The sequence below is a fragment of the Micromonospora sp. NPDC050980 genome (genome assembly GCF_040653835.1).
GTDB lineage: Bacteria > Actinomycetota > Actinomycetes > Mycobacteriales > Micromonosporaceae > Micromonospora.
Genome location: NZ_JBFAGS010000002.1, coordinates 136608 through 159550, shown reverse-complemented (window position 1 = coordinate 159550; position 22943 = coordinate 136608). Strand labels below are relative to the sequence as shown.

At 75.0% G+C, this 22943-nt stretch carries 13 protein-coding genes; 11 read left to right on the top strand and 2 right to left on the bottom strand.

The window, feature by feature from the left end:
• Window positions 1–156 precede the first annotated feature (156 nt).
• The 9 genes from AB0H28_RS04690 to AB0H28_RS04650 all read left to right on the top strand — a co-directional run bounded on the left by AB0H28_RS04690 (window position 157) and on the right by AB0H28_RS04650 (window position 19111).
• Window positions 157–2517, top strand: coding sequence for a hypothetical protein (locus AB0H28_RS04690; RefSeq protein WP_358034227.1), 2361 nt, complete (start codon window positions 157–159; stop codon window positions 2515–2517).
• 94 nt (window positions 2518–2611) lie between these two features.
• Complete coding sequence (locus tag AB0H28_RS04685; protein WP_358034225.1) at window positions 2612–3316, top strand: tryptophan 2,3-dioxygenase family protein; 705 nt, start codon at window positions 2612–2614, stop codon at window positions 3314–3316.
• A 66-nt stretch (window positions 3317–3382) separates the two neighbouring features.
• Window positions 3383–4657, top strand: a complete 1275-nt coding sequence (locus tag AB0H28_RS04680) for a tryptophan 2,3-dioxygenase family protein (protein WP_358034222.1) — start codon at window positions 3383–3385, stop codon at window positions 4655–4657.
• Entirely contained in the window at window positions 4654–5826 is a 1173-nt protein-coding gene (locus tag AB0H28_RS04675) for an aminotransferase class V-fold PLP-dependent enzyme (RefSeq protein WP_358034220.1), read from the top strand. The genes AB0H28_RS04680 and AB0H28_RS04675 overlap by 4 nt, the downstream gene beginning before the upstream one ends.
• Window positions 5823–6854: a methyltransferase gene (locus AB0H28_RS04670; protein WP_358034218.1), complete on the top strand. Its 1032-nt coding sequence runs from the start codon at window positions 5823–5825 to the stop codon at window positions 6852–6854. Before AB0H28_RS04675 ends, AB0H28_RS04670 begins: the two co-directional genes overlap by 4 nt.
• Window positions 6855–6937: 83 nt before the next feature.
• Window positions 6938–8392: a cellulose binding domain-containing protein gene (locus AB0H28_RS04665; protein WP_358034215.1), complete on the top strand. Its 1455-nt coding sequence runs from the start codon at window positions 6938–6940 to the stop codon at window positions 8390–8392.
• 177 nt (window positions 8393–8569) lie between these two features.
• Window positions 8570–9352, top strand: coding sequence for an SDR family oxidoreductase (locus AB0H28_RS04660; RefSeq protein ID WP_358034212.1), 783 nt, complete (start codon window positions 8570–8572; stop codon window positions 9350–9352).
• A gap of 14 nt (window positions 9353–9366) precedes the next feature.
• Complete coding sequence (locus AB0H28_RS04655; protein ID WP_358034209.1) at window positions 9367–10206, top strand: SDR family NAD(P)-dependent oxidoreductase; 840 nt, start codon at window positions 9367–9369, stop codon at window positions 10204–10206.
• 52 nt (window positions 10207–10258) lie between these two features.
• Window positions 10259–19111: an amino acid adenylation domain-containing protein gene (locus AB0H28_RS04650; protein ID WP_358034206.1), complete on the top strand. Its 8853-nt coding sequence runs from the start codon at window positions 10259–10261 to the stop codon at window positions 19109–19111.
• Between the two features lie 85 nt (window positions 19112–19196).
• On the opposite strand, the gene AB0H28_RS04645 is transcribed toward AB0H28_RS04650, so the two are convergent.
• Both AB0H28_RS04645 and AB0H28_RS04640 read right to left on the bottom strand, forming a co-directional pair.
• Window positions 19197–20135 (bottom strand): transketolase C-terminal domain-containing protein, encoded by a 939-nt coding sequence (locus tag AB0H28_RS04645; protein ID WP_358034204.1) that lies wholly within the window; start codon window positions 20133–20135, stop codon window positions 19197–19199.
• Window positions 20132–20959 carry a transketolase gene (locus AB0H28_RS04640; protein WP_358034201.1) on the bottom strand — a complete coding sequence of 276 codons (828 nt, stop codon included), beginning with the start codon at window positions 20957–20959 and terminating at the stop codon, window positions 20132–20134. Before AB0H28_RS04640 ends, AB0H28_RS04645 begins: the two co-directional genes overlap by 4 nt.
• 196 nt (window positions 20960–21155) lie before the next feature.
• Between AB0H28_RS04640 and AB0H28_RS04635 the strand changes: the two genes are divergently transcribed.
• Together AB0H28_RS04635 and AB0H28_RS04630 are read left to right on the top strand one after the other, a co-directional pair.
• Window positions 21156–21611 (top strand): cobalamin-dependent protein, encoded by a 456-nt coding sequence (locus AB0H28_RS04635; protein WP_358034199.1) that lies wholly within the window; start codon window positions 21156–21158, stop codon window positions 21609–21611.
• Window positions 21608–22906, top strand: coding sequence for a methylaspartate mutase (locus AB0H28_RS04630; protein WP_358034195.1), 1299 nt, complete (start codon window positions 21608–21610; stop codon window positions 22904–22906). The genes AB0H28_RS04635 and AB0H28_RS04630 overlap by 4 nt, the downstream gene beginning before the upstream one ends.
• Window positions 22907–22943 lie beyond the last annotated feature (37 nt).

The following is a 22943-nucleotide window of genomic DNA, read 5'->3' as shown; positions in this document are numbered from 1 at the left end:
GGCCCTAATTATTAGGACTGTTAACAGTAAAGGTCCAGAGTTTGACCATCCTGAATTTCTCGGCCACGGGTGCCGGACGTCGCGGCGGGCGCCGTCCGGCGCCGGCGGTTCGCGGTATGGCCCGCCTCCGCCGCGCCGGCCTGTCAGCCTGATCGGGTGGACACAGCGAGCCCGGGCGACGCGGTCGAGTTGAGAGTGCACGGGGTGTCCGGGGGGACCGCGGAGCGGATGCTCGACCACCCCATGGTGGTGCGGGTCGCCGGGGACGAGCACGCCGGGTTCTACCGGCCCCGCCCGGGCGCCGGCGCCGCGGGTGGCGCCACCGCGGGAGTCGCGGTCGAGGCGTACCGCTGGGGTGCCCTCACCGCCGGCGCGGCGGTGCGGACGGCCTCGATGCTGCTGCTGTTGCCGTTCCTGCTGATCAACCTGGCGATCTGGCTACGCCCCAGACCGCCGGGCCGGTTCGATCTTCTCGCCGCGCTCTGCCGGGTGCTCGCCGGGACCATCACCGCCGCCTTCATGCTCTCGACGATCGGCATCAGCCTGGACCTGATCGGCTGGCAGTGCGTGCCGTACCAGTGGTGCCGCGAGGGTCGCCCGTACCTGTCCTGGCTGAGCGCACTCCCGACGGGGCCGCGACTCGCCCTGCTGTCGCTCGTCCCGCTGCTCGGACTGCACCTCGTCTGGCGGATCGGCGCACGATCCGCGCGGGCGCTCGAAGGTTTCGGCCATCCACCACCGCCTCGGGGCACGGCGGCCCGGGAGAAGCTCACCACGCCGGGTTTCTGGGACGACGTACGCACCCCGGCCTGGCTTCGGGGGATCCACGTGGCGATCGGCGTCGGCACGCTGGACGTCAGCCTGCTCGCCGGGCTCAGCCGGCCCGACGGTTCGGTGGCTCGGCTGCTGCTGGTGCCCGCCGCGGGCCTGCTGGTGTGCTGCGCGGTGCTGCTCTGCCTGCCCGTGCCGACCCGCGGCGCGACGGTTCGCCGCATCCTGCTTCCGCTGCGGGCGGCCACGGCCGCGGTGACGCTGCTGAGCCTCGGCTACGCCGACCGCGCCGGCGACGGGTCAGCGGTGGCCGGGCAACTGCCCGGCTACGAGGGAAGCGTCGGCGGCCTCAAGACGCTGCAGGGTGTCCTGCTGGTGCTGCTCGCGGTCACGGCGGTGCGATCCCGGGTGGCCGACGCTCGGGACCGCCCGTTCCTGGGCGGACTCGGCACACCGATCGTCGCGGCGACATCGATGACGATCGCGGGCGCCTTCGCCGGCGCGCTGGTCTTCCGGGTCGCCGATCAACTCGATCGTGGTTATCTCCCCGGTCCGGTCCGGCCGGATCCACCTGGCGTCGCCCCGCTGGAACCACCGGTGGCCTACTGGTGGGCCGCGCTTGCCGGACTCGCCACGCTGGCCATCCTCGCGGGGGCGGCCTCGATCACGTACCTGCTCACCGCCCGGCGGCGCCGCCGACTCGCCGAACGCGTCGTCGCGCGGGACTACCGGGACGCGCCACCGGCGGCGGCGCCCCGGCTCGACGCCGTCCGGAAGGCCATCGCCCGATCCCACGTGGCCGAGGAACTGGGACCGATACTCGTCGCGTTCTTCGTCATCGCCGCGCTGGGTCTGATCGCCATCGCGTTCGACGCGATCGGGCTCGGCCCCGCCCAGCTCGTGACCCGGCTCACCGCGCGGCCGACGAAATCGGCGCTGCTCACCACCTACGTCACCGACGCAGGGGTCTGGCTCATCAGCCTGCTGGTGATCGGTTTCGTCGTCCTCGCCTACCGCGCCTACCGCTCCGAGCAGACGCGACGCACCGTGGCGGCCCTGTTCGACCTGGGTGACTTCTGGCCGCGTACGGTCCACCCGTTCGCGCCACCCTGCTACGCCGCCCGAGCGGTCCCCGAACTCGCCAAGCGGGTCACCGCCCTCGCCGCCACCGGCAAAGTGATCATCTCCGGACACAGCCACGGATCGGTCCTGGCGGCGGCCACGATCCTGCAACTGCCACCGGACGTCCTGGCCCGGGTGGCGCTGCTGACCCACGGCTCCCCGCTGGGCCGCGTCTACGCCCGCCTCTACCCCGCATACCTCGGCCGCCGGGTGTTGTGCGAGACGGGCGAACGGCTCCACTGGCGGTGGCGAAACCTGTGGCGCGACACCGACCCGGTGAGCGGACCCGTCTTCACCCCCCACCGGCAGAGCGGAGACACCTGCGGCGCCGCCGAGGCGACGGCTGTCGACGTCCGGCTCCGCGACCCTCGCGGCGTCACGGTCGACCCGACCGACACCGTGCCGCCACCGCTGGAGCGGCACTGGCCCTACCACACGCGCACGGCATATCGGCAATGCGTCCGAGAACTGGCCGAACGGGTCGAGTCCGACCGTCGCGGAGAGAGTGACCTGCCTACCGGACGACCTCGAACCGTCGATGATCGAGGGCACCCGCACCCGAACGTACCTGGTGGCGGAAAAGCGTCCACCTCTCGCCCGGCGACCGATGACGACAGGGCATAGCATATTGTCTCCCGTCGTTGCATAATGGCCGCTGCGCGCATGATCGCACCGTCGGTCTCCGATGCCGCGACGCCGACCGGAGGGAATCAATTCCGTGAAGCAGGACCACTCACCTGTGCTGCCCGGCGACGGCGCCACGGACTATGCGCGCTACATGCGACTCGACACGCTGCTCGACCTGCAACGGCGGCCGGCCGAGATGCTCCACCGCGACGAGTTGCTCTTCCAGGTGGTGCACCAGTCCACCGAGTTGTGGCTGAAGCTCGCCGCCGCCGAGTTGACCGAGGCGGTCGCCCGGCTGCGCGCCGGCGAGCTGGCGGCGACCGAGTCGCTGCTGGCCCGGGCGACGCTCGGGATCCGGCTGGTCACCGATCAACTGGAGATGTTCCGGCACCTGTCCCCGGCCGACTTCCAGGCCATGCAACCGGCGCTGGGCAGGGGATCCGGGGCGGAGTCGCCCGGCTGGCGGCAGGTCCAGGGCACCAGCCGACAGCTCGCTCGGGCGTTCACCGAACACCTGGCGGCCCAGGGCATCGAGCCGGCCACGTTGGGCCGGCCGGATCCCGCCGACCCCGTCCAGCGGCTCGCCGAGGCGTTGATCGAGTGGGACGAGCGGGTGTCGCTGTGGCGGACGCGGCACCACCGGGTCGCGCTGCGCGTCGGCGGCCACGACCCCGGCGGCCCCGAGGCGACGATGCTCGCCAAACTCGCCGGACACCGCTTCTTCCCGGAACTGTGGCGAGCCCGCCGGAAACCCTCCGGCGCACCCGGCGACGAATTCCCGGCCGGCCACCCCTGACAATCCTCGTTCACCAGTAATTTTCAATTCCCCCGCGTGGCGACCGAAATGCCGAGGTGCGGCTTCGTGCGTGAACTGACGAGTTGGCTGTCCGGCGACGGCAGGGCCGCCGGTTTCCCGTACTCCGCCGTGCTGGCGGAGTTTCATCGAGTCGGTAAACACTTCGTCGAAAAGGAAGCGCTCGCCCTGCTCGACCAGGCCCGTGCGCGGTTGACCGCACCGGCGCCCACGCCGGAGCCGGCCACCCGCCTGCTGGGTGACTTCCTCGACGTCGCGCTCGACAAGTGGGACGGCCGGTACGACTACCGCAGCTACCTGGCGCTGCCACTGCTCCGGCTGCCCGGTGGGGACGACGTCACCATCGGGTCCGACGCCGACCGGTCCGCCGCCCGCCGGGACACCGACCGGCTCCTCGTCCGCCTGGTCACCGACGCGCTGGCCTTCGAGCTGACCGCCGCCGCCGGCGCCACCGACCTGCTGCCCGAGCGGCGCCCGAGCCGGGACGTGGTGGCCAAGCGCCACCGGCTCGGCGTACGGGCCGTGGCGCCCGCGCTCGCCCGGCTGGGCATCGCCGCGACGGCCCCCGGCCGGGCGGCGGTGGCGACCCCGGACGGGCTGCGGGCCGTCGCCGCCGACGCCGAACCGAACGCGGAGCTGATCCTGCGGCTGAGCCTGCTGCCGGTGCACGTGTCGCACGACGAGTACCTGTTCATCCGGGTGCTCCAGTCGTACGAGTGTCTCTTCGCGCAGATCGCCGGGGAACTGCGCGCCACCGTCGCCGCGCTGACCGCCGGCCACGCGCCGCGGGCGGCCGACCGGCTGGCGTACGCCCGGGAGCAGCTCACCGCCGCCGGGCCGCTCTTCTCGCTGTTGGCCACCATGCAGCCGGAGGCGTTCCGGACGTTCCGGGAGTACACCTCGGGCGCCAGCGCCATCCAGTCCCGCTCCTACAAGCTGATGGAGTCGCTGTGTCGCGCCCCCGAGGGGGCGCGGCTGGACTCGGCCGCGTACCGCCAGGTGCCGGAGGTGCGCGACCTGGTGCGCGCCGGGCAGCCGTCGATCGACGACGCCTACCGCACGGCGGTGCGCGACGGCCTGCTCGCCGCGCCCGACGGCGGGCGGGTCGAGCGGGAGATGCGGTCGTTCGCCGCCGCGGTGCTCCAGTGGCGGCGCACGCACCACCGGCTCGCCACCCGGATGCTCGGACCCCGGCCCGGCACCGGCTACACGGAGGGCACGCCCTATCTGGCCGCCGTCCGGTCCATCCCGGTCTTCACCTCCGTCGCCGGCGAGACCCGGCCCCCGTCCCCCACCGAGTCGACCGGAGGCAGCACCGCGTGAGTTCACCGCATCCGAACCCCGACCGGCCCGAGTGCCTCGACGCCGCCGCGCACGCCGCGCTGCGCGCCGAGTACCCCGTGCTGAACACCGGCGTCTACCTGAACAACAACTCGACGGGCGCGGTGCCGCGGGGCGCCCAGCGGGTGCTCACCGGCTACTGGCGGACGCTGAGCAACTGGCGCGACGAGGTCTGGCCGGACTGGCACGTCGGCCTCGACCGGTACGCCGACTCCGTCGCCGCGTTCATCGGCGCGCCGGCGGGCAGCGTGGTCACCGACGCGAACCTGAGCACACTGCTCGCCCGGGTGGCGTCCTGTTTCGACTACCGTCCGCCGCGCAACCGGATCGTCAGCACCGACCTGGAGTATCCGACGGTGCCGTTCATCTGGACCGCGTTCCGCCGCTACGGCGCCCGGCTCGACGTGGTCGGCTCCGGCGGCCCCCGGTTCGACGAGGACGCCGTCGAGGCACGGATCGACGAGCGGACGCTGCTGGTGTGCGTCCCGCACGCCAGCTTCTCCTCGGGCGCCACCATCGACCTGCCCCGGCTGGTGCGGCGTGCCCACGACGTCGGCGCGCTGGTGGTCGTCGACGCCTTCCAGAGCGTCGGGATCATGCCGCTGGACGTGACGGCGCTCGGCGTCGACGTGGTCCTCGGCGGCGCGCACAAGTGGCTCTGCGGCGTCGGGACCGCCTTCTGCTACGTACGCCCGGATCTGGTGCCGGCGCTGGAGCCGGCGGCGACCGGCTGGCAGGCCGGGGACCGGGCCTTCACGTTCCAGCCGTCGGCCGGCTGGGCCGACCGGGCCCGACGGTTCGCCGGTGGGACGCCGTTCCCGCTGACCTCGCTGATCTCCCAGGTCGGCCTGGACCTGCTGGCGGGGGTGGGCGTCGGCGCGATCCGGCGGCACTCGCTGGCCTGCACCGACCGGATCCTGGAGCGGGCCGCGGCGGCCGGCATCGACGTGGTCAGCCCGACCGAGCCGCACCGGCGCGGCGGCGTCGTGTGCCTGGACGTCGCCGACGGCGAGGCCGTCAAACGGCGACTGGTGGCGCGCGACATGGTCTGTAGCTGGCGGGGCTACCTGCGGGTCGGCCCGCACGTCTACAACACCCTCGACGAGATCGACACGTTCATGGACGCCCTGGAAGAGGAGCTGAGACGGTGACTGTCACGCTGTCCCCCCGCGCGCTGATGAGTCTGCTCGCCAACGGGCCGAAGGCCATCGACGTGCTGGAGACCGCGCTCGGCACGGGCCTGCTCGACGCGCTCGAGCCCGGGCCGGCGCGCCTCGGTGAGCTGGCCGACCGGTTCGAGCTGCGACCCCTGCGGCTCTACAAGTTCCTCGACTGCCTGGAGAGCCTCGGCGTCGTCGAGCGCAGCGAGCCGGGCGACGACATCACCACGGCCACGTACCGCGCGGTGCCCGGTCTCCGGGACGCCGTCACGGCGGTCGTCGGCCCCGGCGCGGTCGAACGGGACCGGGACCGCTACCCCTGGCGGCTGCTGCACGGTCGGCTGGCCGAGAGCCTGCGCGGCGACGTGAGCATGGGCGACGACGACTTCGCCTGGCCCCCGAAGACCGACGGGCAGACCGCCGACTTCGAGCGCAGCATGGCCGTCGGTCTCGGCCCGGTGATCGAGACGACGCACCGCCACGCCGGCCGGCTGTGGTCGGACCGGCGGCGTCTGCTGGACGTCGGCGGCGGCGACGGCACGCTCGCCGCCCACCTCCTCGACGACGCGCCGGGGCTGCGGGTCGACGTCTACAACCTGCCGGCGGTGGCGCCGCTGGTGCAGGCCACCCGGGCCCGCACCGGGCACGGCGGCCGGCTGGGCTTCGTCGGCGGGGACTTCCTCGCCGAGCCGCTGCCCACCGGCTACGACGCCATGGCGTTCGTCCGGGTGCTGCACGACTGGCCGAACGACGTCGCCCGCCGGCTGGTCGAGAAGGCGTACGCGGCCCTCGAACCGGGTGGGTTGCTGGTGATCTGCGAGGAGTTCCGCACCCCGGATCGCCTGGCGATGCAGTTCTTCTGGAGCTACTTCCTGATCGGGGTCGACAGTTGCGTCAGCCGGCTGCGGGAGGTCGAGTTCTACACCAGCCTGCTCAAGGAGGTCGGTTTCGACCGGGTGGCCGTGCTGCCCGGCGGCTGGGAGCTGGTCTGCGGCTACAAGCCGGCGGCCGGCGCGTGAGCGGCCGGATTGACTGATCGGGACAGCTCCCGCAGAATTGCCAAAAATCCAGCGCCGTCGATCGACGAAGGGCAGTTGCCGCGATGCGCCACCGCACCCTGACCGGCCTGGCCGCGGCCCTCCTGCTCATCTGCGCGTCCGCCGCGGCGCCCGCGCTCGCGGCCGGTCCGGTGCTGACCGCCAGCGTCGTGCAGACCTCCGTCTGGAACACCGGATACGGTGCCGAGGTCGTCGTCACGAACACCGGCGACGCCCCGTCGACCGGCTGGACCGTGCGGTTCGACCTGCCGCCGGGCACCGTGCTGAGCAACTCGTGGAACGCGGTGCGCACCAGCGACGGTCAACACCACACGTTCGTCAACGCCTCCTACAACGGCGTCATCGCCGCGGGCGGGCACCAGAGCTTCGGCTTCAACGCCGGCGGCTCGGGGCTGCCGTTCGGCTGCACCGTCGACGGGCTGCCGTGCGCCGGCGGTCCCGCGCCCACGAGCCCCGTCCCGCCGAGCCCGACGCCGTCGCCCAGCCGGTCGCCGGGCCCGAGCCCGTCACCCACCGAGCCGACCGGGACGGTCGTGGACGTCTCGACCGCCGACGAACTCGACGCCGCCCTGGCCGACGCCCTGCCCGGGCAGACGATCCGGCTCGCGGCGGGCGAATACCACGGGCCGTTCCTCATCCGGCGCCCCGGCGCCGCCGGCCGGCCGATCACGCTGACCGGGCCACGCACGGCGGTGCTCGTCAACGACGGGCCGTCCGGCACCGCACCCCCGTGCCCCGTGCCGACGACCGGCTGGGATCCGGGGTACGGCCTGTGGGTGTTCGCCGCGCCGTACTGGAACCTGACCGGCTTCACCGTCCGGGACGCCAAGAAGGGCGTGGTGATCGACGACTCCCCGCACGTCGTCGTCGACGGCCTGCACGTGCACCACACCGACGAGGAGGGCGTGCACTTCCGCCGCTCCTCGGCCGACGGGGTCATCCGCGACTCGATCGTCGAGTACACCGGCCTGACGCAACCCGGATACGGCGAAGGCGTCTACCTCGGCTCCGCCGGATCGAACTGGGGATGTCACGGCAACTCCGACGGCGTCGACCGCTCGGACCGGGTCCAGGTCATCGGCAACCGGATCGGTCCGTACGTCGCCGCCGAGCACATCGACGTCAAGGAGGGCACGTTCGACGGCGTCATCCGCGCCAACACGTTCGACGGGCGCGGCATCTCCGGCCAGAACTCCGCCGACTCCTGGGTCGACGTCAAGGGCATCGGCTACACCATCGCCGACAACACCGGCACGTTCGCCACCCCGGGCACGTTCGCCAACGGGTACGAGACCCACAATCCGACCAGCACGCCCGCGTTCGCGAACGGGTGCGGCAACGTGTGGCGGGCCAACACCGCCGACCTCGGCGGGGTGGGCGCCTACGCGATCCGGGTCACGTCGACGTCGAAGTGCGCCGCCAACCCCAACGTCGTGTACGCCTCGAACACGGTCCGCAACGCCACCGCGGGGCTGACCAACATCGCCGTGACCTACTGAGCCGGAGTCGCAGCGCGGGCGCGAGCCGACCGCCGGCACCCCGCACGCCGGCCGGCCGGAGCCCGGGGCGTCCATGGTGCACCAGCCCGGCGGCGGCGTCCCCGCCCGCGGGCGATGCCGGCGAGAACACGCCATCGTCCTTGTTCCGCCGTCGACCCGATACCTACCGTGACGGCCATGGGCATCACGGACCTGCTTACCGGAAACCACGTCGTCGTCACCGGTGGCGGTAGCGGCATCGGTGCCGGCGTCGCCCGGCTCTTCGCCGCGCAGGGCGCGCGGGTCAGCGTCACGGACCTGCGAGCCGAGGCGGCCGCGAAGACCGCCGCGGCGATCGGGGCCGACGGCGGCACGGCCACCGCGATCCCCCTCGACGTCACCGACGAGGACGGCGTCACGGCCGGCCTGACCGCCGCCCGCGCCGCCCACGGGCCGGTCGACGCGGTCGTCTGCTCGGCCGGCGCCTGGATCGGCGGGAGCGTCACCGAGGTCTCGGTGTCCGACTGGGACACGGTGATGTCGGTGAACGTGCGCGGCGCGTTCCTCGTCGCGCGCGGCGTCCTGCCCGAGATGGTGGGCCGGGGCGGGGGCCGGCTTGTCATGATCAGCTCCGTGGCCGGGCTCAAGGCCACCCGCCGGGCCGGCGCCTACAACCCGTCCAAGTCGGCCCTGCTGGCGCTCACCCGCAACATCGCGATCGACTACGCCGGCTCCGGGATCCGCGCCAACGCCATCTGTCCCGGCGTGATCGACGGCACCGGCATGGACCACACCGTGCGGACGTTCCGCGACGGATACACCGAGGAGTACCAGCGCTGGGTCACCGACCTGCACCCCCTCGGCCGGCTGGGCGCCCCGGAGGACGTCGCCCGTTGCGCCCTGTTCCTCGCCAGCGACCAGTCCTCCTGGATGACCGGCGCCTCCGTCGTGGTCGACGGCGGCTGCATGACCGGCTACTGACGCGGGAGGACCGCATGCGCACCGCACGCTTCACCGACCGGGTCGCCCTCGTGACCGGCTCCACCATGGGCATCGGCCTCGCCATCGCCGAGGCGCTGCACCGCGAGGGCGCCCGCGTGGTGCTCAACGGCCGCACCGCCGAACGCACCGCGCGCGCCGCCGAGGAACTCGCCGGCGACCGCACCGACCGGGTGCTCGCCTGCGCCGGCGACGTCGCCGACGAGGACGCGGTCGGCCGGGTGGTCGACACCGTGCTCGATCGCTGGGGCCCGCCCGACATCCTGGTCAACAACGCCGGCATCCCGACCGTGGGACACAGCGAGCGGTTGAGCCTCGCCCGGTGGCAACGCTGCCTCGACGTCAACCTCACCGGCACGTTCCTGTTCTCCCGCGCGGTCGGCGCCGCCATGGTGGCCCGGGGCACCGGCGGCGCCATCGTCAACATCTCCTCCGTCGCCGGGATCGGTGGGCTGCCCTACCGGGCCGCCTACGGCGCCACGAAGAGCGCCCAGATCGGCCTGACGAGCACGCTCGCCGCCGAGTGGGGCCAGCACGGGATCCGGGTCAACGCGGTCGCGCCGGCGTTCATCCGTACCCCGATGACCGAGTTCATCGTCACCGAGGCCGCCGCGGCCGACGCCCCGACCGGTGACTGGACGCTGGCCGGGATCGAGGGCCGCACCCCGCTGGGCCGGATGGGTGAGCCGGGCGAGGTCGCGGACGCGGTGCTGTTCCTCGCCTCCGACGAGGCCACCTTCATCAGCGGCGCCACCCTGCCGGTCGACGGCGGGTGGACCGCGTTCGGCGCGTGGCACCAGGCAAGCAGACCGATGCCGCCGGCTCACCTCGACTGACCGACGGCGCATCGGCCGCGCCGACGACCGGCGCGGCCAGGGAGGATCGTGGATGAGCAGCGAGTTGAGTGCGGTCCCCACCACCACCGCCGCGGACCGGGAGCGGCTGCGGTCGCTGCTGCTGCGCCGCGCCCCGCGTCGTCGGGAGGGCGACGACGGGCCGGTGCCGCTCTCGCCGGGACAGCGCCGGTTGTGGTTCCTCGACCGTCTCCTACCGGACTCCGCGTTGTACAACGCGCCCCTCGGCTTCCGGGTGCGCGGACCGCTGGACGCCGACGCGCTGCGCGCGGCGCTGGCGACGGTCGTGGACCGGCACGAGGCGCTGCGCACCACCTTCACCGAGCGCGACGGCCGCGCCGTGCAGGTCGTGCACGACCGGGTCGAGGTGCCGTGGCGGGCGGCGGACCTCACCGGGCTGCCGGACGGGCACCGCGACGACGAGGCGCGGCGGTTGAGCGTCGCCTCGGCCCGGGAACCGTTCGACCTCTCGGCCGGGCCGCTGCTGCGGCTGCTGCTGCTGCGCCTGAGCGAGGACGACCACGTGGTCGTGGTGACCGTGCACCACGCCGTGGTGGACGGCTGGTCGCTCGCGGTGCTCTTCACCGAGCTCGGCGCGGCGTACCAGGCGCACCGGGCGGGGCGGGCCGCGCACCCGGCGCCGCCGCCGACCACCTACCGCGCGTACGCGCGGGCCCAGGACGCCGCGCTGGCCGGCGAGGCCGCGGACGCGTTGGCGGCGCACTGGCGTGGCGTGCTGGCCGGCGCGCCGCAGGAGGTGACCTTCCCGCCGGACCGTCCCCGTCGGGACGAGCCGTCGTACCGGGGCGGCCTGTGCGGGTTCTCGGTCTCGCCGCCGACGACGGCCGGGCTGCGGGCGCTGGCCCGGGCCCACGACGCGACGCTGTTCATGGTGCTGCTGGCCGGGTTCGCGGTGCTGCTCGGCCGGTTCACCCGGAACCGGGAGGTGGTGGTCGGCTCACCGGTCGCCGGGCGCAACCATCCCGACCTCGAAGGTCTGGTCGGCTTCTTCGTCAACTCGGTGGTGCTGCGCACCGACCTGTCCGGGACGCCGACCGTGGCCGAGATGATCGCCCGGGTCCGGTCCACGGCGCTCGACGCCTACCAGCACCAGGACCTGCCCTTCGAACGGTTGGTCGACGAGCTGCGGCCGGAGCGGCGGCTGAGCATGCAGCCGCTGTTCCAGACCAGCTTCCAGGTCTTCGAGACCTCGGCGCCGACCCGGCCCGACCTCGCCGGCTGCGTCACCGAGGACTTCCCCGTCGACACCGGCACCGCGAAGTTCGACACGTCCTGGCTGCTGACCCCCGCCGGGGACGGGCTCACCGGGCAGGTCGAGTTCGCCCGGGACAGCTACGACGAGGCGACCGTGTCGGCGTTCACCCGCGCGTACGTGCGGGTGCTCGACCAGCTCGCCGCGGACCCGGACCGGCCGGTCGCCGACCTCGACCTGCTGACCGCCGAGGACCGGGACCGGCTGCTGCGCACGGGCAACGACGACCGGGGGCACCGGCCGCCCGACGGGCGGCCCTTCGTCCACCAGGCGGTCCACACGCGGGCGGCCGACGACCCGGACGCGATCGCGGTACGCGACGCCGACGGCACCGACCTGACCTACGGCGGGCTGGCGTCGGCGGTCGACGGGTTGGCCCGGGCGCTGCGTGGCGCCGGCGTGGGACGGGGTGACCGGGTGGGCGTCTGCCTGCCCCGGTCCGCGGAGCTCGTGGTGGCGTTCCTCGCCGTGCTGCGCGCCGGGGCGGCCTACGTGCCGGTGGACCCGGCGCAGCCGGCCCACCGGGTGCGGCAGTTGCTGACCGACGCCGGGACGCGACTGGTGGTCTCGGCCGGCGCCGCCGCCCCGCTGACCGGGCTGGGCGTTGCGGTGCTCGGCCCGCGCGCCACCCTCGACGGTCCGCCGGTCGACGTCCCGCTGCTGCCGGAGGACGCCGCCTACGTGATCTACACGTCGGGGTCCACCGGTCGGCCGAAGGGGGTGGTGGTCACGCACGGCGGCCTGGCCAACTACCTGCACTGGTGTGTGCGGCGATACCTCGCCGCCCCCGGCGGGTCGGCGCTGCTCACCTCCTGCGCGTACGACCTGGTGGTGCCGGCGCTCTACGCGCCGCTGCTGGTCGGGCAGCCGGTCGCGGTGCTCGACCCCGACCTGGACCTGACCCGGCTGGGCGAGACGCTCGCGGCGGCGGCGCCCTACTCGTTCCTGAAGCTGACCCCGGGGCACCTGGATCTGCTGATCGACCAGCTCGGGGCGGCACGCGCCCGGGCGCTCGCGCGGGTGCTGGTCGTCGGCGGGGAGGACCTGTCGACCGCCACCGCCGCGCCGTGGCTCGGCGAGGACGGACCGGAGCTGCTCAACGAGTACGGGCCGACCGAGGCGACGGTCGCCAACTGCACCCACCTGGCCACGTCGTCGGACCGGGGGGCGTCGGTCCCGATCGGTGTGCCGATCCCGCACACCAGCCAGTACGTGCTGGACGAGCGGCTCCGACCGCTGCCGCCGGGCGCGGTGGGTGAACTCTGCATCGGCGGCGTCGGGGTGGCGCGGGGCTATCTCGACCAGCCCGGCCCGACGGCGGCGGCGTTCCCGCCCGACCCGTTCTCCGGCCGGCCCGGCGCGCGGTTGTACCGCACCGGGGACCTGGTGCGGCAGCGGCCCGACGGCGTGGTGGAGTACCTGGGTCGGCGCGACGACCAGGTGAAGATCAACGGACACCGGGTGGAGCCCCGTGAGGTCGCCGCCCAGCTGCGGGAGCACCCGGCGGTGCGGGACGCGGTGGTCACCGTCCGGCGGGACCGGGACACCCCGGCGCTCGTGGCCTACCTGGTGCCGGAGACCGGCGCCGGCGGGACGACCGCCGTCGCGGCGCAGCAGCAGCGCACCTGGCGCGAGGTGTTCGACACCTCCTACTCGGGTACGGGCGGCGCCGCCGACGACGCCTCCGACCTGGCCGGTTGGACGAGCAGCTTCACCGGCGAGCCGGTGGACGAGGCGGCCATGCGGGAGTGGGTCGACGCCAGCGTCGACCGGATCCGGGCGCTGCGACCGCGGCGGATCCTGGAGATCGGCTGCGGCACCGGGCTGCTGCTGCGTGCCCTGGCCCCGACCGCGGAACGCTACGTGGGGCTCGACTTCTCCGCCGAGGCGTTGGCGCACGTGCACGACCGGATGACCCGAGCCGGTGAACGGACCGACCACGTCGTGCTGCGGCAGCTCGCCGCGGACGAACTCGACCGGGTCGAGGAACGGTTCGACGTGGTGGTGGTCAACTCGGTGGCACAGTACTTCCCGTCCGGGGACTACCTGCGGGACGTGTTGACCGCGGCGGTGACGCGCACCGTCGACGGCGGCGCGGTGTTCGTCGGCGACGTGCGCGACCTGAGCGTGGCCGGCGCGGAGGCGACCGCGATCGAGCTGTTCCGCGCCGCCGACGGCGTCCCCGCCGACGAGGTGCTGCACCGGGTCCGCGCCCGGCTCGCCCGGGAGAGCGAGCTGCTTGTCGACCCGCGGTTCTTCTCCCGGCTCGCGGCGGACCTGCCCCGGTTGCGCGACGCCACCGCCACGCCCCGCCGCGGCCGGCTCGACTCGGAGATGACCCGGTTCCGCTACGACGTGGTGCTGCGGGTCGGCGCGGCGGCCGACGGCGACCGACCCGGCGACGGTCCACGGTGGACCGACTGGACCCGCGACGGCTGGACGCCACGCCGGCTGGCCGCCGCCCTGGCCGCCGGCCCGCCCGCGCTGGCCGTCGCCGACGTGCCGAACGCCCGCACGGCCGACGCGGCGCAGGCGCTGGCCGCGCTGGAGTCCGGCGCGGCGGCCCGCGCCGGCGACCTGCGGCATCCCGCCACCGGCGTGTCCCCGCAGGACGTGTACGACCTGGCCGCCGCGCACGGCGTCGAGGTGGAGCTGCGCTGCTCCCCGGGCACCGGTGGCCGGTTCCACCTCGTGGTCGGATGCCCCGGGCTGGCCCCGCCGCCCGCCGGTGCCCCGGTCGGCGCGCTGACCAACGACCCGTTGCGCGGGGCCGTGTCCCGCCGCTACGCCGAACTGGTACGCCCCTACCTTGCCGACCGGCTGCCGCCGGCGATGGTCCCGGCCACCTACGTGGTGCTGGACCGGATCCCGCTGACCGCCAACGGCAAGCTCGACCGCGCGGCCCTGCCGGCCCCGGCCGACTCGGGGCCGGGCCGGCGCTCGGTGCTCGCCCCGCGCACCTCGGTCGAGGCCGCGCTGGCGCAGATCTGGTGCGAGGTCCTCGACCTGGCCGTGGTCGGGGTGCACGACAACTTCTTCGAACTGGGCGGGGATTCCATCCAGGGCATCCGGGTGGTGTCCCGGGCGGTCGCCGCCGGTCACCAGATCACCCCGAAGATGATCTTCCAGTATCCGACGGTCGCCGAGCTGGCGCAGGCGGTCGGCTCCACCGCGCAGGTCGACGCCGAGCAGGGCCGCGTGGTCGGGCCGGTGCCGCCGACCCCGATCACCGACTGGTTCCTCGGCCACGGCGACCCGCGCGCCGACCTGGTCGTGCAGCACGTCACCGTGCCGCTGCCCGCCGGCGCCGACACCGCGACCGTGGCGGACGCGGTCGCCCGGCTGCTCGACCGGCACGACGCCCTGCGGATGCGACTGACCCCGCACGGCCTCGACATCCCCGACGACAACCCGGTCACCGTGACCACGACCCCGGCGGGCCCGGACAGCCCGGGATGGTCCGACGTGGTGGCCGCCGCCTGCGCCGGGATCGACGTGTCCACCGGCCCGCTGCTCGCCGCCGTGCACGGTGACGGCGCGGTGCTGCTGGCCGCGCACCACCTGGCCGTCGACGCGGTGTCCTGGTCGGTGCTGGTGGAGGACTTCGCGCACGCCTACCGGGGCGCGCGACCGCCCGCGGCGAAGACGGTGTCGGTGCGGCAGTGGGCGGCGCACCTCGCCGACGCGGTCACCGGGGGCGACTTCGACGCCGAGATCCCGCACTGGCGGGCGGTGGCCGGCGCGGCGGCGACCTCGCTGACCGGCGACGCCGGCACCTACGGCAGCGCCGCCGTGCACCGGTCGACGCTGCCCGCCACCGAGACCGCCGACCTGATCGAGAAGGTGCCCCGCGCCTACCGCACCCGGATCACCGAGGTGCTGCTGGCCACCCTGGCCCGCGTGCTGCGCGGGTGGGCCGGCGGCGACGTGCTCGTCGACGCCGAGGGCCACGGCCGCGACGCCACCGACCTCGACCTGTCCCGCACGGTCGGCTGGTTCACCACGCTCTATCCGGTGCTGATCCCCCTCGACGACCCCGACGACCTGCGCGCCGCGCTGCTGGCGGCGAAGGAACACCTGCGCTCCAGCCCGTCGCGGGGACTCGCGTACGGGGTCCTGCACCGGCTGGCCGGCGTCGACGGGCTCACCGCGACGCCCCGGGTGCGGTTCAACTACCTGGGCCGGCTGGGGTCGGCCTCGGCGGTCGACGCCGACCCGTTCACCGTGACCGCGCCCGGCACCTGGGTCTCCCCCACCCGGCCGCGACCGCACCTGCTGGAGGTCGACGCGGCGGTCATCGACGGCGAGTTGCTGATCGACTGGAGGCACCACCCGCGGGCCCAGCCGAGCGCCGAGGTCGCCGCGCTCGCCGCGCGCTTCGTCACCGAACTGCGGGCCACCGTCGCGCACTGCCTCGACCCGGCCAACCACGGCCGGACGCCCTCGGACTTCCCGCTCGCGGGCCTCGACCAGGCCACCATCGACCGCTACTTCCGCGACCGCGACATCGAGGACGTCTACCCGCTCACCCCGACCCAGGAGGGCATGGTCTTCGAGTCGGTCACCGCCACCGAGCCCGGCATGTACCTGGAGCAGGTCGGCTGGCGCATGCGTGACCTCGACGAGGCGCGTTTCGTCCGGGCCTGGGAGCAGACCGCCGCCCGGCACGAGGTGCTGCGCACCGGCCTGGTCACCACCGGCGAGCGCACCCTCCAGGTGGTCCGCCGGCGCGCGACGGTGCCGGTCACCGTGGTCGACCTCACCGATGAGGCCGACCCGGGGCGGGCGCTTACCGACCTGCTCGAGCGCGACCGCGCCCGGGGGATCGACCTGGCCGGCGCCGGCCCGCTGCTGCGGCTCACCCTGGTCCGGCTCGGCGGCGAGCACCACGTCCTCGTGACCAACCACCACGTCGTGCTCGACGGGTGGAGTTCCGCGCTGGTGTTCACCGAGGTGCTGCGCCGCTACGGCGGCACCTGGTCCGAGCCGGGCCAGCCGCCGCCCTACCGGCGTTACGTGGCCGACGTCCTCGCCCAGGCGGCCCGGCCGTCCCCCGCCGACGTCGACCACTGGCGCACCGAACTCGGCGACGTCCGACGCCGGTCGCTGGACCTGGGGGAACCCGACCCGGGCGCGACCGGCACCGGGGCGGTCGACGTCGACCTGCCGGCCGGGCTCACCGACCGGATCGCCGACCTGGCCGGGCGGCTGCGGCTGACCGCCGGCACCGTCGTGTGCGGCGCCTGGGCGCTGCTGCTCTCCCGCTACCTGGCCAGCACCGACGTGGTCTGCGGGGTGACCGTCTCGGGCCGGGCCGGGCTGCCCGACCCGGAGGGCATGGTCGGACTGTTCATCAACACCGTGCCCGCGCGGATCGCGGTGCCGGGCGGGGCGCGCGTCGACAGGTGGCTCGCCGACCTGCACGCCGCGTCGGGCCGACGGCCCGAGGTCCACTCCGTCACCGACATCCGCTCCTGGGTGGGCCTGGACCCCACCGTCGCGCTGTTCGACACGGTGCTGGTGGTGGAGAACTATCCGATGGACGCCGGCCTGCGCGACACCCTCGCCGGGCCGGACGGCGCCGTGGCGGTCACCGACCGCACCAACTACCCGCTCACCGTGGCGGTGGAGCTGGGGCGCACCGCCGCGGTGCGCCTGCTGTTCGACCGCGCCCGGCACCCGGAGGCGGCGGTGGCCACCCTGGCCGCGCGGCTGGTGCGTACCCTCGCCACGCTGGTCGAGCAGCCGCACCTGCCGCTGTGGCGGATCGCCGTGGACGAGCCCGCCGACGCGCCGGGCCACCGGGCCGCGCCCGCGCCCGACCGGCGGGCCGGCACGGCCGCGCGGGACTGCGCGGCGGCGGTGCGGGAGCATGCCCACCGGGCGCCGACGCGCCCGGCGGTGGTGGCCGGCGACACCACTGTCGACTACGCCACCCTGGTGTCCCGGGCGGCGGCGCTGGCCGGCGACCTCGCCCGCGCCGGCGCCGGCCCGGAGGTGCCGATCGCGGTGCTGGTGCCGAAGTCCGTCGACCTGGTGGTGGCGCAACTGGCGGTGTGGTGGGCCGGTGCGGTCTACCTGCCGTTGGACCCGGACCAGCCGGACCGGCTCCGCCACCAGGTCCTGGCCCGCGCCGGCTGCACGCTGGGGGTGGGCGCGGTCGACACGCCCACCGAGCGCGACGGCGTGACGTGGCTGCCGGCGGCCACCGCCGGGTCCGCGTTCCCCGACGCGCCGGCCGTGCCGCACCCCGAGGCGACGGCGTACGTGCTGCACACCTCCGGCTCCACCGGCGTGCCCAAGGGCGTCGCCGTGCCCCGGGGGGTGCTCGGCGCCCACCTCGCGGTGATCGCCGACCGGCTCGGCCTGCGCCCGGACGACCGGGTGCTGCACCTGTCCCCGCCGACCTTCGACATCGCCGTCGAGCAGGTTCTCGGCACCCTGGTCGCCGGCGCCACCGTGGTGCTCGGCGACCCGCGCTCGTGGACGCCCCGGGAGTTCCTGACCCGCGCGGCCGACGACGGGGTGACCGTGGCGAACCTCGCCGCGCCGTACTGGCATCAGGTGGTCGAGGATCTCGACGCGGACGGCCGGACGCCCGACGAGCTGCCCCTGCGCGCGTTGCTCCTCGGCGCCGACAAGGTGCACGGGGACGCGGTGGCCCGCTGGAGCAGACGATTCGGCGACCGGGTGGCCCTCTGGCACGGCTACGGCGTGACCGAGGCGGTGATCACCTCGACGCTCGGCCGGATCGACCCGGGCCGGACCGGGACCCGGGCGGGCATCGGCGAACCCCTGCCGCTGCGCTCGCTGGACGTGCGGGACGCGCACGGCAACCTCGCTCCGGTCGGCGTACCCGGGGAGGTGTTCCTGTCGGGTCCGGCGCTGGCCCGCGGCTACCTGGCCGCGCCCGCCGCGACGGCCGCCGCGTTCGTGCCGGACCCCGACGGCGGGCCCGGTGCCCGCGCCTACCGCACCGGGGACCTGGGCCGGCGGCGGCCCGACGGCACCGTCGACCTGCTCGGCCGGATGGACGACCAGGTCAAGGTACGCGGCCTGCGGGTCGAGCCGGGCCAGGTGGAGTACGCGCTGCGCGACCACCCGGACGTCACCGGCGCCGCCGTGGTGGTGCACGCCGACCGGCTCGTCGCGTTCGTCACCGGCGTCGCCGACACCGCACCGGTGCGGGAGCAGTGCGCGCGGGTGCTGCCCGGCGCGCTGGTGCCGGACGTGGTGCTGGCCGTGGACGCGATGCCGCTGACCGCCAACGGCAAGATCGACCGGGACGCGCTGCGCCGGCGGGCCGCGCGGGCGGGCACGCCGCGCGACGACAGCGCACCGGTGGGGGTCATCGAGAACCTGGTCGCCGACGTGTGGCGGGAGGTTCTGAAGGTGGACCGGATCGTCCGCCGCGACGACTTCTTCCGGCTCGGCGGTCACTCCCTGCGGGCCATGTCCGTCGCGGCCCGCCTCCGCGAGGCGCTGGGGGTGGAGATACCGGTGCGGTCCGTGCTGCGGCATCCCGCGCTTGTGGACTTCGCCGCCGCGCTGACCGCCCACGTGTGCGCGGAGACCGGCATCACCGACCTGGAGTCCGCCCTGTCCGGCGGGTGACCGGCGCAGGCGGCCGCGCAGACCGGCACGCACGAGCGACGACGCCGCCGGCGTCAGGCCGGCGGCGTCGGAGGTGGCGCCCGGATCAGTGGCGCGCGAGCGTCCCCCGGATCGTGGCGGCCAGCGACGCCGCGCTGACGCCCACCCGGGACAGGAGTTCCTCGTGGCCGCCCACCCCACCGGCCGGCGGGCTGGCCACGCCCGCGCGCACCACCCGGCACGGCGCCAGCTCGGCCACCGTCTCGGCGACGGCGGAGCCGAGGCCACCGACGGTGGAGTGGTCCTCGACGGTGACCAGCAACCGGCTGCGCCGCGCCGCGTCGATGACCGCCGCGGTGTCCAGGGGCGCCACCGTGTGCACGTCCAGCACGCCCGCGCCGACCCCGTCGGCGGCGAGTGCCCGGTGCGCGGCGAGGGCGACCTGCACCGGCACCGGCCCGGAGGCCAGCACCGTGACGTCGTCGCCGGGCGCCAGCCGCACCGCCTCGCCGATGCGCAGGACCGCGTCCGGCGGATACACCGGCGGCACGGCCTTGCGTCCCAACCGCAGGTACGCCGGCCCGGGATGGTCGGCCAGCGCGGCGACCAGCAGGCCGGTGGACACCGCGTCGGCGGGGGTCAGCACGGTGAGCCCGGGCAGCGCGCGCAGCGCCGCCACGTCCTCGCACACGTGGTGGCTGCTGCCGTAGTGCCCGGCGGACAGGCCGCTGTGGGTGGCGACCACCCGCACCGGCAGGCCCGGCGCCACCACGTCGAGCTTCAACTGCTCGAACGCGCGGACCGCCGCGAACCCGGCGAGGGAGTGCGCGAACGGCATCTGCCCGGTGGCGGCCAGCCCGCCCGCCGCGCCGATCATCGTCGCCTCGGCGATGCCGAAGTCCCGGTAGCGGTCGGGGAACCGGCCGCCCAGCGTCGTCCGGTAGCCCCCCACGTCGGAGTCCAGACACCACACGTCGTCGCGGTCGGCCATCACCGCGCCGAGCGCCGCGATGTGCGCGTCCTTCTGCGACGGTGCGTCGCTCATCGGTCGGCCGTCAGTTGCCGCAGGGCCCGCGAGTGCAGCGCCTCGGTGAGCCGGACATGGTGGCTGCGCGCCTGCCCCTGCATGAACCGGACCCCCTTGCCCTTGACCGTCCGCGCCACCACCGCCCGCGGCCCGGCGTCCGGGCCGCGCAGCGCCGGGAGCAGCGCGGCGTGGTCGTGACCGTCCACGATCTCGGTCCGCCAGCCGCACGCCGCCCACCGGGCGGCGACCCGGTCGGCGTCGCCGTCGGGCACCGTGCCGTTGATCTGGAGGCCGTTGCAGTCGGTGATCGCGAGCAGGCCGGGGGTGGCCATCCGGCCGGCCGCCGCGGCCGCCTCCCAGACGGAGCCCTCCTGCTGCTCGCCGTCGCCGAGCAGCACCACCGTCCGCTGGTCGGTGCCCGCCCGCTGCGCCGCCAGGGCGAACCCCAGGCCGACGGCGAGCCCGTGCCCGAGCGACCCGGTGGCGAAATCCACCCCGGGCAGTTCCCACGGCGGATGGCCGGTGAGCCGGCTGCCGTCGCGACCGAAGCCGGCCAGCTCCGCCACCGGGAAGAAACCACGCAGCGCCAGCACCGCGTACAGGCCGACCGCCGCGTGTCCCTTGCTGAGCACGAACCGGTCGCGATCGGGGGCCGCCGGGGCGCGCGGGTCGACCCGCAGGATCCCGCCGTAGAGGCAGGCGAGGATGTCGGCGCTGGACAGCGCGCCGCCGACGTGCGCGCCCTCGGGGCCGCGCGCCATCTGGAGCACCTGCTCACGGATCCCCGCCGCCAGGGCGGCCGTGTCGGGGCAGGTGGGTGGTGCGAGGTGTGACCTGGACATGGTGCCCTCCACCCGTCGATGCCCCCCTTCCTATCACGGGATTCGTCGCGTTCCCGCTTCGTGCGTCACATGCTGACAATGCCGGCGACTGTTCGCGATCAGCGCCGAGACGTCCACAGTCGTCGATCGCGTCCTACCGTGGAGACACGCCGACCGGGCCGTCCGGCAAACCGCTCGTCGGCGCGAGGAGGACCACATGACGAGCCCGCCCCCACCGGCCGAACGCGCCGCCGGACCCGTGGTCGTCAGCGGGGTGTCGTCGGACGCGCACACCTGGAACCTGGTGTTCCTGCACCTGCTCATCGAGGAGTGCGGGCACGCCGTACGCAACCTGGGGCCCTGCGTGCCGCCGGACCTGCTGGTGTCGGCCTGCCTCGACGCCGCGCCGTCGCTGATCGTGCTGAGCAGCGTCAACGGGCACGGCCACCGCGACGGGCTCGACTCGATCCGGGCCGTGCGCGCCGAGCCGCGCCTGGCCGGCGTGCCCGTGGTGATCGGCGGCAAGCTCGACGTCACCGGCGAGCTGGCGCCCGAGCGTGCGCGCCGACTGCTCGACGCCGGCGCACACGCGGTCTGCACCGACGACACCGGGGTGCACGAGCTGCGCGCGATCCTCGCGAGCCGGCCGGCGCGAACCCCGCTGGCAGCGTGACGGCGCACCCGCCCGCCACCCCGGCGCCGGACTTCGGCCCCCACGTGCGGGCCGTCGCCCGCACCGGACGGACGGTCGTGCAGCCCCGCATGGGGTTCACCGACCCGGCCCGGATGCGGGCCGGCCTGCGGGCGGTACGGGCCGCCCGGGCGGCCACCGTCGGCACCATCACGGTGGACAGCTACACCCGCGTCGGTGACCTCGCCGCGGCGGCGGCGGCGGTCGGCGACGGCACCGAACTCAACGGCTACCCGCTGCTCACCCACCCGGTGCCGGTGACCCGGGCGGTCCTGGCCGACGTGGCGGGCATGCCGGTGCAGGTGCGGCACGGATGCGCCACACCGGAGGCGATCGTCGCCGGGTTGGTGGCCGCCGGGCTGAGCGCCACCGAGGGCGGGCCGGTCTCCTACTGCCTGCCGTACGGGCGGACGCCGCTGACCGAGTCGGTCGAGGCGTGGCGGCGCTCCTGCGCGCGGCTGGCCCGGCTGCGCGACGACGGGGTGCGCCCGCACCTGGAGACGTTCGGCGGCTGCCTGCTCGGGCAGCTGTGCCCGCCGTCGCTGCTGGTGGCGATGAGCGTGCTGGAGGCGTTGTTCTTCTGCCAGCACGGCGTCGACAGCGTGTCGGTGAGCTACGCGCAGCAGGTGGACCACGCCCAGGACGTCGCCGCGGTCCGGGCGCTGCGGCGGTTGGCGGACGACCTGCTGCCGACCGAGGACCAGCACGTGGTGGTGTACGCCTACATGGGGGTGTTCCCCACCACCCGCCGCGGCGCCCGCCGGGTGCTCGCCGACGCGGCCCGGCTGGCCACCGCCGCCCGCGCCGAACGGCTGATCGTCAAGACCGAGGCGGAGGCCTTCCGGATACCCACGATCGCCGAGAACGTCGCGGCTCTGGAGGCCGCCGCCGACGAGGCGGCCGGGCCGGGCGACCCGGTCCTCGACGTCGACGAGGAGCGCCGGATCCACGGTGAGGCCGCGACCATCGTGGCCGCCGTGCGGGATCTCGCCGACGACGTCGGCACGGCGCTGCTGCGCGCCTTCCGGCGCGGCTACCTCGACATCCCGTACTGCCTGCACCCGGACAACGCCGGCGGCACCCGGGCCTACGTCGACGACCGGGGCCGGCTCGCCTGGGACCGGATCGGCCGGCTGCCCCTGGGTGGGCTGGTGCGGCCACGGCGGGGCCGGCGGCCGACGGCGGCGAGCCTGCTGCGCGACCTCAACCGGGTCCGCGACCGGGCCGACGCGCCCGAGCTTCCCGCCGCCCGCCCCGGCGACGCGCTCGGCGGCTGACCGGGCCGGAACCGTCCGGCGACGATCCGGCCGCGCC

Coding starts and splice junctions, on each gene's coding strand:
- AB0H28_RS04665 (WP_358034215.1), top strand. CDS start 6,938: ATGCGCCACCGCACCCTGACCGGCCTGGCCGCGGCCCTCCTGCTCATC.
- AB0H28_RS04660 (WP_358034212.1), top strand. CDS start 8,570: ATGGGCATCACGGACCTGCTTACCGGAAACCACGTCGTCGTCACCGGT.
- AB0H28_RS04655 (WP_358034209.1), top strand. CDS start 9,367: ATGCGCACCGCACGCTTCACCGACCGGGTCGCCCTCGTGACCGGCTCC.
- AB0H28_RS04650 (WP_358034206.1), top strand. CDS start 10,259: ATGAGCAGCGAGTTGAGTGCGGTCCCCACCACCACCGCCGCGGACCGG.
- AB0H28_RS04645 (WP_358034204.1), bottom strand. CDS start 20,135: ATGAGCGACGCACCGTCGCAGAAGGACGCGCACATCGCGGCGCTCGGC.
- AB0H28_RS04640 (WP_358034201.1), bottom strand. CDS start 20,959: ATGTCCAGGTCACACCTCGCACCACCCACCTGCCCCGACACGGCCGCC.
- AB0H28_RS04635 (WP_358034199.1), top strand. CDS start 21,156: ATGACGAGCCCGCCCCCACCGGCCGAACGCGCCGCCGGACCCGTGGTC.